11 protein-coding genes are annotated in these 14,528 nt (G+C 66.0%); 6 read left to right on the top strand and 5 right to left on the bottom strand.

Translation table 11 applies throughout. The annotated features are described in order from the left end of the window. Window positions 1-11: 11 nt before the first annotated feature. The 4 genes from ACQY5K_RS10685 (at window position 12) to ACQY5K_RS10670 (ending at window position 5,327) form a co-directional block, all read left to right on the top strand. The gene (locus tag ACQY5K_RS10685; protein ID WP_428114934.1) at window positions 12-380 is read left to right on the top strand and encodes an STAS domain-containing protein; all 369 of its coding nucleotides are present in this window, start codon (window positions 12-14) and stop codon (window positions 378-380) included. Between the two features lie 77 nt (window positions 381-457). Continuing rightward, window positions 458-1,849, top strand: a complete 1,392-nt coding sequence (gene nhaA, locus ACQY5K_RS10680) for a Na+/H+ antiporter NhaA (protein ID WP_428114931.1) — start codon at window positions 458-460, stop codon at window positions 1,847-1,849. A gap of 64 nt (window positions 1,850-1,913) precedes the next feature. Further along, window positions 1,914-4,034, top strand: coding sequence for a sodium-translocating pyrophosphatase (locus ACQY5K_RS10675; RefSeq protein ID WP_428114929.1), 2,121 nt, complete (start codon window positions 1,914-1,916; stop codon window positions 4,032-4,034). A gap of 90 nt (window positions 4,035-4,124) precedes the next feature. Beyond that, a complete protein-coding gene (locus ACQY5K_RS10670) occupies window positions 4,125-5,327 on the top strand; it encodes an MFS transporter (protein ID WP_428114926.1) in 1,203 nt (400 codons plus the stop codon). A gap of 19 nt (window positions 5,328-5,346) precedes the next feature. Here the strand turns inward: ACQY5K_RS10670 and ACQY5K_RS10665 are convergent, their stop codons facing one another. The 3 genes from ACQY5K_RS10665 to ACQY5K_RS10655 all read right to left on the bottom strand — a co-directional run bounded on the left by ACQY5K_RS10665 (window position 5,347) and on the right by ACQY5K_RS10655 (window position 9,217). After that, window positions 5,347-5,823, bottom strand: coding sequence for a hypothetical protein (locus ACQY5K_RS10665; RefSeq protein ID WP_428114924.1), 477 nt, complete (start codon window positions 5,821-5,823; stop codon window positions 5,347-5,349). Between the two features lie 281 nt (window positions 5,824-6,104). Then, window positions 6,105-8,111 carry an ABC transporter permease gene (locus ACQY5K_RS10660; RefSeq protein WP_428114922.1) on the bottom strand — a complete coding sequence of 669 codons (2,007 nt, stop codon included), beginning with the start codon at window positions 8,109-8,111 and terminating at the stop codon, window positions 6,105-6,107. Beyond that, entirely contained in the window at window positions 8,108-9,217 is a 1,110-nt protein-coding gene (locus ACQY5K_RS10655) for a quaternary amine ABC transporter ATP-binding protein (RefSeq protein WP_428114919.1), read from the bottom strand. The genes ACQY5K_RS10660 and ACQY5K_RS10655 overlap by 4 nt, the downstream gene beginning before the upstream one ends. A gap of 220 nt (window positions 9,218-9,437) precedes the next feature. Here ACQY5K_RS10655 and ACQY5K_RS10650 point away from each other — a divergent pair, with 220 nt between their 5' ends. Then, a complete protein-coding gene (locus ACQY5K_RS10650) occupies window positions 9,438-10,010 on the top strand; it encodes a TetR/AcrR family transcriptional regulator (RefSeq protein ID WP_428114916.1) in 573 nt (190 codons plus the stop codon). Here ACQY5K_RS10650 and betA read toward each other — a convergent pair. Beyond that, entirely contained in the window at window positions 9,977-11,635 is a 1,659-nt protein-coding gene (betA, locus tag ACQY5K_RS10645; protein ID WP_428114915.1) for a choline dehydrogenase, read from the bottom strand. The two genes, ACQY5K_RS10650 and betA, sit on opposite strands and share 34 nt — an antisense overlap. 156 nt (window positions 11,636-11,791) lie before the next feature. Beyond that, window positions 11,792-12,790: an ABC transporter substrate-binding protein gene (locus ACQY5K_RS10640; RefSeq protein WP_428114912.1), complete on the bottom strand. Its 999-nt coding sequence runs from the start codon at window positions 12,788-12,790 to the stop codon at window positions 11,792-11,794. A gap of 157 nt (window positions 12,791-12,947) precedes the next feature. Between ACQY5K_RS10640 and betC the strand changes: the two genes are divergently transcribed. After that, complete coding sequence (gene betC / locus ACQY5K_RS10635) at window positions 12,948-14,456, top strand: choline-sulfatase (RefSeq protein WP_428114910.1); 1,509 nt, start codon at window positions 12,948-12,950, stop codon at window positions 14,454-14,456. The last annotated feature ends 72 nt before the right edge of the window (window positions 14,457-14,528 follow it).

The following is a 14,528-nucleotide window of genomic DNA, read 5'->3' as shown; positions in this document are numbered from 1 at the left end:
GGGGGGCCGCAGTGATCTCCGGCATCTCTGAGCGCACAGTCACCGCGTCAGACGGTTCGGGTGTCGTCGTCGTGACCCCGCATGGCGAACTCGATCTGGGGGCCATTGCGTCGCTGGACAGTGCGCTGCGGTCGGCGCTGGCGGCCGCGGGATCGCCGCCGAGGCTCATCATCGACCTGTCCGATGTCGACTTGCTGGCACCGGTCGTCCTCGGCGTGCTGCTTGATGTGCGGCGGCGCTGTCAGGGTGCAGACGGGCGAATGTCGCTGGTCGTCACGGACCCTGAAATCAACGACACGCTGGTCGACACCGGTGTCGAGCCGCTCTTCGAAATGGCTCCCGGGATACAGGACGCCATGGAGCGTCTTTCGGTCGACTGAACATCCGCTGACGAGGCACCCCGGAGGCTGATCGGCGGCAAGGCACCAGCGACGGTGGCCGTATCCTGTGCGCCCGTATGGCCGTACCGGAGTACCCGTATCAGCGGGAGACTTTCGCTGGCGGGGACAGCCGGCTTGCTCGCTTTTTGGCGCGGCCGATCTTGAAGTTCGTCCACCGTGAGGTGGCTGGCAGCGTGCTGTTGCTGCTGGCGACCGCGGCAGCGCTCATCTGGGCAAATTCGCCCTGGAGCGACGCCTACGTCGACTTCTGGCACACGCACATCGACATCTCGGTCGGCGGTTTTCACCTGCATCCGCTCACACTCGAGGAGTTCGTGAACGACGCGCTCATGGCGTTGTTCTTCTTCGTGGTCGGCCTCGAGATCAAGCGCGAGCTGGTGACGGGATATCTGGCAAGCGTGCGCGCGGCCACGCTGCCGGCGATTGCCGCAATCGGCGGGATGGTCGCGCCGGCGCTGCTGTACTTCATGCTCAATCCGTCCGGCGAGGCCGCGTCAGGTTGGGGCATCCCGATGGCCACCGACATCGCGTTCGCCGTGGGCGTGGTGGCGCTGCTGGGCTCACGGATTCCGCCGATGCTGAAGCTGTTCTTGCTGACCTTGGCCATCGTCGACGACATCGGCGCCATTGCCGTGATCGCCATCTTCTACACGAGCGACCTGAATCTCAAGTGGCTGCTGCTCGCCGTCGCGCTCCTCGTGGTCATCAGGCTGCTCACCGTGATGCGGGTTTGGGCCCTCGAGATCTACTGGGTGATCGGTTTGGTTGCCTGGTACGCCACGCTCGAATCGGGTGTCCATGCCACCATCGCTGGTGTCGCGCTGGGCCTGCTGACGCCTGCCAGGCCGCTGCTCGGCCGGGGGCAGGCTCAGGACGTGGTGGACCATCTGCCGGAACGTCCCAGCATCGAGCAAGTCCACCAAGCGTCGTTCCTGGTGCAGGAATCCGTGCCGATGACTGAACGGCTGGAGACGATGTTCCACCCGTTCACGGCATTTCTCATCGTGCCGCTGTTCGCCCTCGCGAACGCTGGCGTGCCGCTGTCGGGCGACGCGATCTCCGATGCCGCAGGCTCGCCGGTTACCTGGGGCGTGGTGGCGGGCCTGGTCATTGGCAAGCCGGTGGGGATCACGCTGTTCACCTGGGTAGCGACCCGCTTCGGATTCAACCTGCCCGAGGGAATGAACTGGCCGCAGTTCATCGGCATGGGCTTCGCCGCAGGCATCGGGTTCACCGTGTCGATCTTCATCACGGGCTTGGCGTTCGACGACGGCGGCATCACCAACCTCGCCAAGATCGGCATTTTGGTCGCCTCCGCCGGCGCGGGCGTGGCAGCGCTCGTGATACTGGCGCTGTCGGGCAAGGCGGGCGATCACCCCGACGAGACAACGCTCGCCATGATGAGCGACGACAGCATGCCGCCGGAGTCTGCAGCCACCGATAGCTAGCCTCGCTCCCCGTGCTTCGATCCCCCTCGATGCCCCGAACTCGACGCGACACTGAGAGGTCTCTGTGACTGCTGTTCCGTATCTGGCCCTGATTGCCTCCGTGCTGGCGTTGCTGTTGGCGTACTACTTCGCCAAGGTGGTGATGAAGGCCGATCAAGGCACCGACCTGATGCGCGAGATCGGCGCTGCCATCCGCGAAGGCGCCATGGCGTTCCTGCGGCGCGAGTACCAGTGGGTGTCGGTCTTCGTGGCTGCGATGTTCGTGCTGCTGCTCGTAGTGCCGATCGATGGCCGGCCTGCTGCCAGCTTCGCCTACCTGATGGGAGCGGTGCTCTCGTCGGTTGCGGGCTTCATCGGCATGCGAATCGCCACTGCGGCAAACACCCGCACGGCCCAGGCGGCCCGGCAAGGCGCAGCCAAGGCGCTGCCGCTTGCATTCAAGGGCGGCGCGGTCATGGGCTTCACTGTGGCGGGCCTGGCACTGCTGGGCATCAGCTTCAACTATCTGCTGTGGGTCAAGTGGTTCGGCGTGGACCAGGCCTTCCAGGTAGTGGCCGCGTTCGGGCTGGGTGCCAGTTCGATCGCGCTGTTCGCCCGCATCGGCGGCGGCATCTACACCAAGGCAGCCGACGTGGGCGGCGACCTCGTGGGCAAGGTGGAAGCCGGCATCCCCGAGGACGATCCCCGCAACCCCGCCACCATCGCCGACGCGGTCGGCGACAACGTCGGCGACGTCGCCGGCATGGGTGCGGACCTGTTCGAGTCCTACGCCGGATCGATCGTGGCGCCGGTGGTGCTCGCCTCGCTGCTGGTACCGGTCTTCTTGGAGGGCGACAGCTTGGCCTCCGATTTCGGCGATGCCGAGGGGCTCCTCATGTACCCGGTCTTGATCGGGGCGCTCGGCATGATCGCCTCGATCGTCGGAGCGCTCTTCGTGCGTGGCCGCGAAGGCCGCAGCCTGGCAGGGCAATTGCACACCGGTCAGTACGTCGCCATGGCGCTCACGGTGGTGTTCTCCGTCGTCGGCACGCTGGTGCTGTTCAGCGGCAACCCGACCTTCGGCGACGACACTGATGCCTTGGTACTCAGCGCCCCGATCTTCCTGGCACTGACCATCATCGTGGGTCTGTTCGGCGGCTGGGCCATCGGGCTCACCTCCGAGTACTTCACCTCCGAGCACTTCAAGCCCGTCAAGGGCATCGCGCAGCAGTCCGAGACCGGGCCCGCCACCGTGGTGATTGAAGGCATTGCACAGGGCAAGCTCTCCACGCTGCCGGCGGTCGTGCTCGTGGTGGCGATGATCGGCCTGTCGTACCTGTTCGGCGGGATGGCCTTCGGCGACGCCGGCAACGAGATCGGGCTGTACGGCGTGTCGCTGGCGGCCATCGGCATGCTGTCGGTCACCGGAGTCATCGTGGCGGTGGACGCCTATGGACCCATCGCCGATAACGCGGGCGGCATCGCGGAGATGGCCCAACTGCCACCCGAAGTGCGCAGCGTCACCGACAGCCTCGACTCGCTGGGCAACACGACCGCTGCGGTTGCCAAGGGCTTCGCCGTCGGCTCAGCCGCGGTGACGGCACTGGCACTGTTCAAGTCGTTCAGCCTGACCGCCGGCGACAAGGTGTTCTTGGATATCAACGACACGGCGGTCACCATCGGGCTGTTCTTGGGTGCGATGACGCCGTTCATCTTCGCAGCGCTCACCATGTCGTCCGTCGGTCGGGCAGCGCAAGCGATGATCGTGGAGGTCCGTCGCCAGTTCGCCGAGATCCCGGGCCTGCGGGAAGGCGAGCCCGGTGTAAAGCCTGACAGCCGCCGCTGCGTGGACATCTCCACCCAAGCAGCGCTGCGGGAGATGCTGCTGCCCGGCGGCCTGGCCATCGTGTTGCCGTTGGTGATTGGGTTCATCGACGTGAACGCCCTCGGCGGTTTCCTGGCCGGGGCAGTGGTGACCGGCTTCCTGCTGGCCATCTACATGGCCAACTCGGGCGGTGCCTGGGACAATGCTAAGAAGTACATCGAGGCAGGCGCCCACGGCGGCAAGGGCACAGATGCGCACGCTGCAGCCGTGGTCGGCGACACCATCGGCGACCCGTTCAAGGACACCTCAGGCCCGGCGATGAACATCCTCATCAAGGTGATGACCATCGTCAGCCTGGTCTTCGTCCCCGCCTTCATCTAACCGCCTAGCGGCTTCGGCAAGTTCCGCGAGCCCGACATCTGCATCGCGCTCGGGTACATACTGCCGACCAGTGGCGTAGCGTCCGCTGTCGTGCGCGAATCAGCAGCGGAGCGGCGCCTCGTAGCCGATGAGGTTGCCGTGCGGCCTCGGACTGTTCTGACGGTTCTGGTCGGGGTGCATGCCATCAACGATTTCTACGTGACGGTTCTCCCAGCGTTCCTCCCCGCCTTGGCCGACGAGTTCAACTTGAGCTACACGGACCTGGGCGTGCTGTCGTTCGCGTTCACCCTTCTGACTGGTGTGCTGTCGCCGCTGGTTGGCGGCGAGGCCGACCGCAGGGGCCGGCGGCGGTGGATCTTGGTCTTCGGCTTCTTGATCGGTGCAGTCGGGTTCTTGGGCATGGCGGCGTCGCCGAGCTTCTGGTTGATCGTCGCGGTGAGCCTGTTCTGCGGTCTCGGAGGCGCTACCTACCATCCGCAGGCCACGGCGTTCATCGTCTCGGCCTACCCCGACAAGCGCGGGCGCATGCTGGGTCTGCACGGCTGGGGCGGCTCGTTCGGGCACTTCGCGGCGCCGGCGGCGGTGGTGCTGGCGGTCTCGGTGCTGAACTGGCGGCTGACCATGGTGGCATTGGCCATTCCGATGGTGATCGCGGCAGCGATTCTGCAATGGCGACTCCGCGAGATTCCCGCCGCGCCGGCAGTGCGGCTGCGCGCCGCGTTCAGCGCACCGCTGCTGATGCTCTCCCTGTCGTTCGGGGCAGTGGCCATGGTGGGCATGAGCTTCATCAACTTCTCGGTGAAGATGCTCGTCGACGAGGGTTGGGACACCAACGATGCCGGCGTGATTCTGACCGTCATCCTGCTGGTCGGTGTCGTGGCGCAGCCGCTGGGAGGCTGGGCGTCTGATCGAGTCGGTGGCCGCACGGTGATGATGATCGCGGCCGTCGGTACAACACTGTTCGTGGCGCTGTTCGCGCTCACCGACGGAGCGTTCTCGCTGGTTGCCATCGGCGGCATTTCATTCTGCATGTTCAGCCTGTTCCCGGTGTCGCTGGCGATGGCCAGCCAGCTGGCGCCACCCACCCAGACCGGGGCGAGCATCGGAGTGGTGTTCGGGGTCTCCGGCTTGTTGACCGCCGTTGCGAAACCCGCCGTGGGAATCCTGGGCGATATCACCGGCGACATCCGGATGGCATTGTCGTGGCAGCTGCCGCTGGCGCTTGCGGCCGTCGTGCTGGCATCCCGTCTCGGTCCCGGTGCTCGCTACGCCCCTGCAGCGCCTCCGAGTTAACGCCGCGGCGACCACTGGCTCAGGCCGCGCCTCCGGCTGACGCATCATCCGGAGCATCGGACTTGGCATCTGGCTGGGTGGCGGCTGGCTCGGCATTGCTGTCGTCCGCATCGTTCTGCGGGGTCTTGCGGCGCTTGCGCAGGCTGACGAGCGCCGCAAGCACCCCGACGATTGCCACGATGAGCACCACGATGCCGACGTAGCCGATCCCGCCGCTGCTGGGTCCGGTTTGGGCCACAAGTCGCTCGGGAGCGCTTTGTGGGTCCGTCAGGTTGAATTCCCAACTGAACGTCGAGCCGGCCGCTATGTCGGCGTTGTGCTCAACCGGCTCACCCGGGAGCGTCACCGAAATGATGTCCGTCGGCGGGGCCAGGCCCAACGAGGAGAGCTGCGCGACCTCACCATCAGAAGGACCCTGGTCCATGAAGCTGCCGCTGAGCTCGAAGTGCCAGCCGTCGTCGAGCTGCAGGATCTGGGGACCGTCGCCAGCGGCCATGACCTCGCGGAGCGTGCCGTACTGAGCGGCGGTCCACGAGAAGCTCTGTGTCGTGCTGCATTCGCTGTCGGAGCTGACACTGTCGAAGACCGGGACGATGCTGTCGAGGTCAGAAGTGTCGACCCCGTCGGCGACGTACGAAAGACGTGCAAAGAGCGGAGCGAAATCGGGCGGAACCAGCCATCAAGCCCACCGTAGCCACGACCTCTGCAAACGAAGGAGGGCGATCAGGGCGGTCAGCTCCGATGCAACTACCGCAGACGGGCCCCAGTCCGGCGGGATCACACCGCAGGGGGTGGGCGGAGACGGTCGGCGACGGCTCGGGTGAGGCGGTCGAGGATGCCGGCGAGCAGCACGATGGCGATGCCCGCTTCGAAGCCGCGGCCGACCGCGTCGCTGCGGCGCAGGGCATTGACGGTCTCGAGTCCGAGCCCGCCGCCGCCGACCAAGCCGGCGATCACCACCATGGCGAGCACCAGCATGATCGTCTGGTTGACCGCCACCATCAGTTCGGGAGCAGCCAGCGGCAGCTCGACGCGCCGCAGGCGCTGCGTGCGAGTGGCGCCGAAGCTCTCCGCGGCCTCGTGGACCTCAGCGGGCACCCGTCGCAGTCCCAGATCGGTGTAGTGGGCCGCCGCCGGAAGCGCGTACAGGACCGAAGCGATGATGCCGGGAATGCGCCCGACGTGGAACAGCGTGATGACCGGTACGAGCAGCACGAAGCTCGGGATCGTCTGCAGGAAGTCGAGCACCGGGTTCAGCAGTGACCGAAAGCGGTCGTGGTGCGAGGCCCCGATGCCCAGCGGCACCCCCAGCGCCAGCGTGACCGCCACCGCGACGATGGTCTGCGCGAGCGTGTCCATCGACAGCTCCCACATGCCCAGCAGCCCGATGCTGAACAGTGACGCACCGATGCCGAACGCCAGTCCCGGCCCGCGTGCCAGCAGTCCGCCCAGCACGCCGATGCCGATCATGGCCGGCCACGGGATGCCGGAGGAGAACAATTCCCGCAGTGGCGTCACCATATAGATGGTCACAAAATCACTGAACGGCCCGGTCCCGATGCCGGTTCCCCAGATGTCGTAGAGGTTGTCGCGAGTCCAGCCCGTCACGTCGTTGATGTAGGGCGCGAAGTGCCACTCCAGAGATTCCGGAAACTCGTTGTGCCCGGCAATGCCACCGACCAGCGCCACCAGCGAGGCCGCCGCTGCCAGCCAGCGGATGTTGCGTGCATCGGCGCTCGACTTGGCGTCTCGGTCAGCAGCACCCTGCTGGCCCAGTGTCGCGATGCCGTTGGAGAACCGATCGAGGACGATCGCCATGATGACGATGGCGATGCCGGCCTCCGAGGCCTCGCCGACGTCGATGTCCCGCATGGCACGCAAGACGTCCTGACCGAGACCGCCCGAGCCGATGAAGGCGGCGATCACCACCATGCTCATCGCCAGCATGGTCGTCTGGTTGACGCCCGCCAGGATCGCCGGCCGCGCCGCCGGGATGCGCACGAGACGCAATGTCTGACGCTCGGTCGCGCCGAACATCTCAGAGGCCTCCACCATCGTCACCTCGACGTTGCGCAGACCGATATCGGTCAACCGCACGACAGGCGGCAAGGCGAAGACCACCGTGGCAATCAGCGCCGGCACACGGCCGATGCCGAACAGCAGCACGAACGGGATCAAGTAGACGAAACCCGGCATCGTCTGCATGGCGTCGAGCGTCGGACGCAGCACGCCGGCGAACCGGTCGTTGCGCCACGCCGCGATGCCCAGCGGGATGCCACAGCAGAGCGAGACGAACACGGCGACGCCCATCAGCGCGAGCGTGGCGAAGCCTTCGTGCCACAGGTCCATCACGCCGATGAGCGCGATGCCACAAAAGCCCACCGCCCCGGCGGTCCGGCCGCGGACACGCCACAGCCCGAGGCCCGTCAGGACGGGGTACACGTACCACGGGAACCACTCGAGAATCGTTTCGAACTGCCGGATGCCGGCGTCCGCGAGGTCAGTCACCGGATTCAGCAGCACGGTGTACAGCCAGTGCGATGTCTGATTGTTGATGAGCCATCGCCGCGTCCGGTCGATGGGCTCGGCCAGACCGATGTCCCAGGACTCGGGAAAGGTGCCGACGGAGGCGCCGACGCCCACCACGATCATGGCTGTTGCCACTGCTGCAAGGACGATGCCCAGCAGCTTCAACGGGTTGCGACCGGCCGTGCGGCCCAGCTCCACGGCCCTGCTGCCGAGCCCGTTGCGACCGGGCCTGGTAGCAGGATCAACCGCGGTCATCGCAGGTTCTGCTGCAATATCGCTGCGACGTCATCGCCATGGAGCAGGCCGACGGCCTCACCGGTGCGGTTGCAGATGACGACCGGGCGGTCCTCGGACAGCAGATGGGGCAGTGCTGTCTCCAGCGACGCTGTTTCTTCGAGCCTCGGCCACAGCGGGTCGGGCACGGTGTCGCCCAGGGGCCGCATGAGCGAACAGGCTTGGAGCACCTTCGCGATCGGGGCGTCCTGGGTGAAGGCCTTGACGTAATCGTTTGCCGGCTCGGTCAGGATCTCGAGCGGTGTGCCGACCTGGGTGAACACGCCGTCGCTCATGATCGCGATGCGATCCGCGAGCCGCAACGCTTCGGCGAAGTCGTGAGTGATGAACACGATCGTGCGCTGCAGTTCCTGTTGGAGCGCGACCAGCTCGTCCTGCATATCGCGACGGATCAATGGGTCCAGCGCCGAGAACGGCTCGTCGAAGAAGAGCACCTCGGGTTCGACCGCCAAGGCGCGCGCCAGCCCGACACGCTGCTGCATCCCGCCGCTGAGCTGCTGGGGGTAGTGGTCGCCCCAGCCGTCGAGGCCCACCGTGTCGAGAACGCTGCGCGCTCGTTCGTGACGCTCGTCGCGGCCGATGCCCTGCACTTCAAGGCCGTACGCGACGTTGTCAAGGACCCGGCGATGCGGGAAGAGGCCGAAGTGCTGGAACACCATGGACATCTTCTGGCGCCGCAGGTCGCGCAACTCTGCGTCGCTGACGTCGGCGAGAGCCGTCCCGCACACGGTCACGTCGCCTGCGGTGGGCTCGATCAGGCGAGAGACGCAGCGCACCAGCGTCGATTTGCCTGAACCGGACAGTCCCATCACCACGAAGGTCTCGCCAGCGGAGACACGGAAGCTCACATCGCGTACGGCGATCAAGCAGCCGGTCTCGTCGCGGATCTCCTCGCGTGAGTGGCCCTGCGCGGCGAGCTCGCGGGCGGCGCGGGTGCGCTTGCCGAAGATCTTCCACAACTCGCTTACGTCGACCATCTCGCCATCGCCAACATCGGGAGCCTGCGCGGGCGACGCCGGATCGGCGACCGCCCCTGGCGGGGCCTGCGATGCTGAGGTCGACTCCATGGATCTTCCCGTCGCCTGCTTACTGGTTGGCTGAGGTGGTCTGGTTGGCTGGGGTGGTTTGGGGGACAACTATCTTGGACCGACGATGGCACGCGACGAGCCACGCACGACGGCACTCACTGGGGCACTCACTGTGGCACCCGCTGTGGCACCGGCTGGGAAACCCTCGGAGCCACGCACCCAGCGGGGATCCCGAACCAGACCGGTGCAGGAGCGCGCTGTGCAGACACGGGACCGGATCTGTCAAGCCGCTATCGAGGTCATCAAGGCCGACGGCGCAGCGAATCTGACGCTGGAGAAAGTGGCGGTGGCGGCCGGGGTCAGCAAGGGCGGCTTCCTCTACCACTTCGGTTCCAAGGACGCGCTCATGGCTGGCCTGCTTGACGAGACGCTGGCGGTCCTCGATGACGAGCTGGACATACGCGAAGCCAGCTTCCGCGCCGGCGATTCTGCCGCCCGCGGCACATTCGCGCTCGCCTATCTCGACTATGTGCGCGAGCCGTACAAGGCGGCGGATGACACCTCGGCATCGATCCTGGCCGCAGCTGCGCTCGACGACGAGCTGCTTGCTCACACCCGGGCAACCTTCGAGCGCTGGCAGGAACGCCTCGTGCACAATGACGGTCTGGCGGAGACCACGGGGCTGTTGGCGCGCATCGTGGGCGACGGCCTGTGGCTCATCGACTTGTTCGGCCTTGCGCCTCCCAGCGAGGCCGACAGACGCCGGGTGCTCGACCTCGTCTCGGCCATGATCTCCGATCACGACGGCAATGAGGCTGGCTCGGCTCCGTAGACCGGTGCGTCCAGAGGTTCGAGCGGGTCGTTGTCCAGCAGCAGATCGGCGGCCTTCTCGGCGATCATCATCACCGGCGCGTAGATGTTTCCGTTCGTGACGCTCGGCATGACCGACGCGTCCACGACGCTCAGGCCTTCGGTGCCGTGCACGCTCATCGACGCCGGATCGGTGACGGCGAGCTCGTCGTTACCCATTCGCGCAGTGCCGGCGGGGTGCAGCGCGGTCTCGGCGTCGCGGGCCACCCAGTCCATGATCTGGTCATCGGTCCGTACGTCGGGCCCAGGTGAGATCTCGCCGTCGTTGTAGGGCGCGAATGCTGGTTGGTTCATGATGTGCCGGGTCACCCGAATCGTCTCGATCCACTCGCGCCGATCCTGCGCAGTGGAGAGGTAGTTGAAGCGGATGGCCGGCTTCTTCACCGGGTCGGTCGAGCGGATCCGTACCCAGCCACGAGCATCGGAGTACATCGGCCCGACGTGGACCTGATAGCCGTGCTTGCTCGCCGGCGCTGAGCCGTCGTACCGAACCGCGAGCGGGAGAAAATGGAACATGAGGTTCGGATAGGACTCGTCGGTGTTGCTGCGGACAAACCCCCCGGCTTCGAAGTGATTGGTGGCGCCTGGTCCGCGCCTAGCCAGCCATTGCATGCCGATCCACGGACGGCGCCACTTCTGCAGGTGTGGCTGCATGGACACGGGTTCCGCTGAGGCGTACTGGATGTACACCTCGATGTGATCTTGGAGGTTCTCACCGACGCCGGCCAAGTCGGACACGACCTTGATGCCCAGTGGTTCGAGCAGACTCGCCGCGCCGATTCCGGACAGCTGCAACAGCTGCGCGGACCCGAACGCTCCAGCGCACAGGATGACGTGCGCTCCGCGAGCAATCCGATGTCGCCCTCGGCAGCGGTACGCCACGCCTGTCGCCCGGTTGCCGTCGAACAGCACCCGCTCGATGAGCGCACCGGTTCGAACCGTCAGGTTCGGTCGGTCGCTGACGGGATGCAGGTACGCACGCGCAGCTGACAGCCGCCGACCCCGGTGGATGTTCCGGTCGAACGCGGCGAACCCCTCCTGGCGGAAGCCGTTGACATCGTTGGTGAGTTCGTAACCGGCTTCCTGCACCGCTTCGAAGAAGGCGTCGAACAGCGGGCTTGTGGCCGGACCGCGTTCAAGCACCAGCGGACCGTCGCCCCCGCGCCACGTGTCAGGACCCGCCAGGCAATTCTCCATGCGCTTGAAATACGGCAGGCAGTGCCGGTAGTCCCACGCCTCCATGCCCGGTCGGCTCGCCCACTTGTCGTAGTCCGCAGGGTTCCCTCGCTGGAAGATCATCCCATTGATCGAGCTCGACCCTCCAAGGACCTTGCCGCGCGCGTGGTACACCCGCCGGCCGCCCATGTGGGGCTCCGGCTCGGTCTCGTACTGCCAGTCGTAGAAGCGATTCCCGATCGGCATGGCCAGCGCCGCAGGCATGTGGATGAGCACATCCCAGCGGTAGTCGCGACGACCGGCCTCGAGCACCAGCACTCGGGTGCCGCCCTCGGTGCTCAACCGGTTCGCGAGGGCACACCCTGCCGAACCGCCGCCGACAATCACGAAGTCGTATTCGGTTTTGTTCACGAGTTCATCCGTGCAGCGGGCTGCATCGGCGCCCCGAGCGGGGTGCCAAGCTGACTGTGGCGCTGTGCGAGCGGTTCTCGCCGCGAGTGCCGACCACGGATAAGCGGGTCGGCACCCGCGACGCGGTCGACTCCGTCCTGGGACGGAATCGACCGGCTACTCGATCCAAGCGCTCCAGGTGTCCTCGTTGTCCTCGATCCACTGGGCAGCTGCATCTTCGACCGACGAGCCGTCGCTCTCAACCGCAGCCAGCATCGAGATCTGGTCAGCGCTCGTGTAGTTCATGGCCCGCAGGAGTGCATCAGCCGCCGGCGCATTGTCGGCGAGGTCGGCGTCGATGATCTTGAAGAGCACATCCGCCGGGTAGTCGCAGTCCACGCCGCCTGCGTCCGCCGTCGCGTAGCAGTCATCGCTGTAGTCGGGAAGCAGGACGTTCGTCAGGTCGTACTTGTTGAATGCCGAGTGCGGCGTCCACAGGTACACCAAGATCGGCTCCTCGCGGCTGTACGCGGAGTCGACAGCTGCGAGAATCGCAGCTTCGGAGCCGGCGTAGACAACCTGCAACGGCAGGCCCAGGTTGTTGATGATGTCCTCGTCGTATTGCACGAAGCTGGGATCGCCGCCCAGGAACTGCCCGAGATCGCCGGTTTCGGCGGTAGCGAACAGGCCCGCGAGCTCAGGATCTGCGAATCCCTCCCAGGTGGCCAACTCGGGATGCCGTTCGACCATGTAGGTCGGGATGAACCAGCCGATCTTGCCGACCGGGCCGAGCAGGCCGGCGTTGTCGACGTTTCCATCCGAATTGTCGATGAAGTCGACGACGTTTTGCGCGTGGCCGGAAGGCCACACCTCAAGCGAGGCACTGATGTCGCTGGTGTTGATCGCTGCCCACTGGGCGTTCTCGTCGATCTCCACGACCTCGACTTCGTAGCCGAGCTCGTTCTCGAGCAGCTGGGCAGCTACCTCGACGTTCAGCGCCGAACCGTTCCACGGGTTCGCGGCGAGCGTGATCTCGGACTGCGAGCCGAGGTCGTCGCCGCATGCGGCGGCAAGCAGCGCCAGTGCTGCAATCAGCGTCCCTATGAGCTTCCAACTGTGGCGCCGCGTTGTGCGGCGACGCGGACGTAGAACGGACCGCACTTGTTTTTCGGACATCGTCAACTCCCAGATTCTGTCCATGTCTGGACCAAAACCGGCTATTCAGACGGTTTTACGAAATTTTATCACGCCCGGGTCGCGCAAGATGACGCTGGACCCGAGCCCCAGGCGGGCCGTCTTTCCCGTCGCAAGAGCGCACCTACTGTTCGGCTTCATGACGTCTCCCAACGTGCTGCTGGTCATGGCCGACCAACTCGCGCCGCACTTCACCGGCACCTATGGGCATCCGCTGGTGCGCACACCAGCCATGGATGCACTCGCGGAACGCGGCGCTCGCTTCGACGCTGCGTACTGCCATTCGCCGCTCTGCGGGCCGTCGCGCCTGTCGATGATGTCGGGCCGGCAGGCCTCCGACGTCGGTGCGTGGGACAACGCGGCGGAATGGCGCGCGGAGGTTCCGACAGTCGCGCACTGGATGAACCTGGCGGGCTACCGGACCGCGCTGTCGGGCAAGATGCACTTCATCGGTCCCGACCAGCTGCACGGCTTCAGCCAGCGCCTGACCACCGATCTCTACCCGGCCAACTTCGCCTGGACGCCCGACTGGGACACCGCCGGCGTGAGGATCGACAAGTGGTACCACAACATGACCAGCCTCACCGAGGCCGGTCAGGCGCTGGTCACCTACCAGATCGACTACGACGACGAGGTGGGGTTCGCCGCGAGGCGGTGCCTCTACGACTTGGCGCGCGACGCCGATGAGCGGCCCTTCTTCCTGGCTGTCGCTTTCATCCATCCCCACGATCCCTACGTGGCTCGGCCGCAGTGGTGGGGTCTCTACGACCACGACCAGATCGATCTGCCGGGACCCTCGCCAGCCGAGCTCGATCCGCACACGGTCCGCATCCGTGCGGGCATCGAAGCCGACACCATCGGCTGGACGCAACAACAGTGCCGCAATGCCCGCCACGGCTACTACGCAAACACCAGCTACTTCGACTGGTGGCTCAGCGAGCTTCTGCGAGTGCTGGACGAGACCGGCCGGGCCGACGACACCGTGGTGATCGCCACGAGCGACCACGGAGACATGCTGGGCGACCGCAGCACCTGGTTCAAGATGTCGTTCTTCGAGCGATCCGCTCGAGTGCCGCTCGTTGTGGCCGGTCCCGGAATCTCGGCGGGAACAGTGCCCAACGTGTGCTCGCTGCTGGATCTGGCGCCGACGCTGCTCGACATCGCAGGCGAACCCTGGCCCGAACTCGGCGTCTCGTTGGCAGGCCGAAGTCTTTGGCCCGCTGCCACCGGGGGCGACGACCCGGTCGATGAGACCGTGGGCGAATACATGGGCGAGATGACGTCGCACCCCATGTTCATGATCCGCAGGGGGCGCCACAAATACATCCATTGCGACTCCGACCCCCCGCAGCTCTACGACCTCGACACCGACCCAGCCGAGCACCAAAACCTGGCCGACCCGGCTGTGGGATCCCCAACTGATGTCAATCTCGCAGCCGATTTCGCCGCCGAGGTCGCCGAACGGTGGGATTCGGCTGCCATCCGAGAGCAGGTGCTGGCCTCCCAGCGCGCTCGCCGAGTAGTTCACGCAGCCTCAGGCGAGGGATGGGACTACAACCCGCCCCGCAACGCTGCAGACGAATACGTCCGCGATCACTTGGACTGGGCCGAAGCCGGCCCCAGGCTGCGATACCCACGCATCGACTAGCGCACTACCCCGCAACGCGCTCGAAACATCTCCGCAACAGCGCCGACCCGTGCTGTGCATCGAGCGGACACG

The organism is Candidatus Poriferisodalis sp. (assembly GCF_965262965.1).
Lineage (GTDB): Bacteria > Actinomycetota > Acidimicrobiia > Acidimicrobiales > Poriferisodalaceae > Poriferisodalis.
Note: the sequence above shows the minus strand (reverse complement) of the source record. Positions and strands in the feature narration are given on the sequence as shown.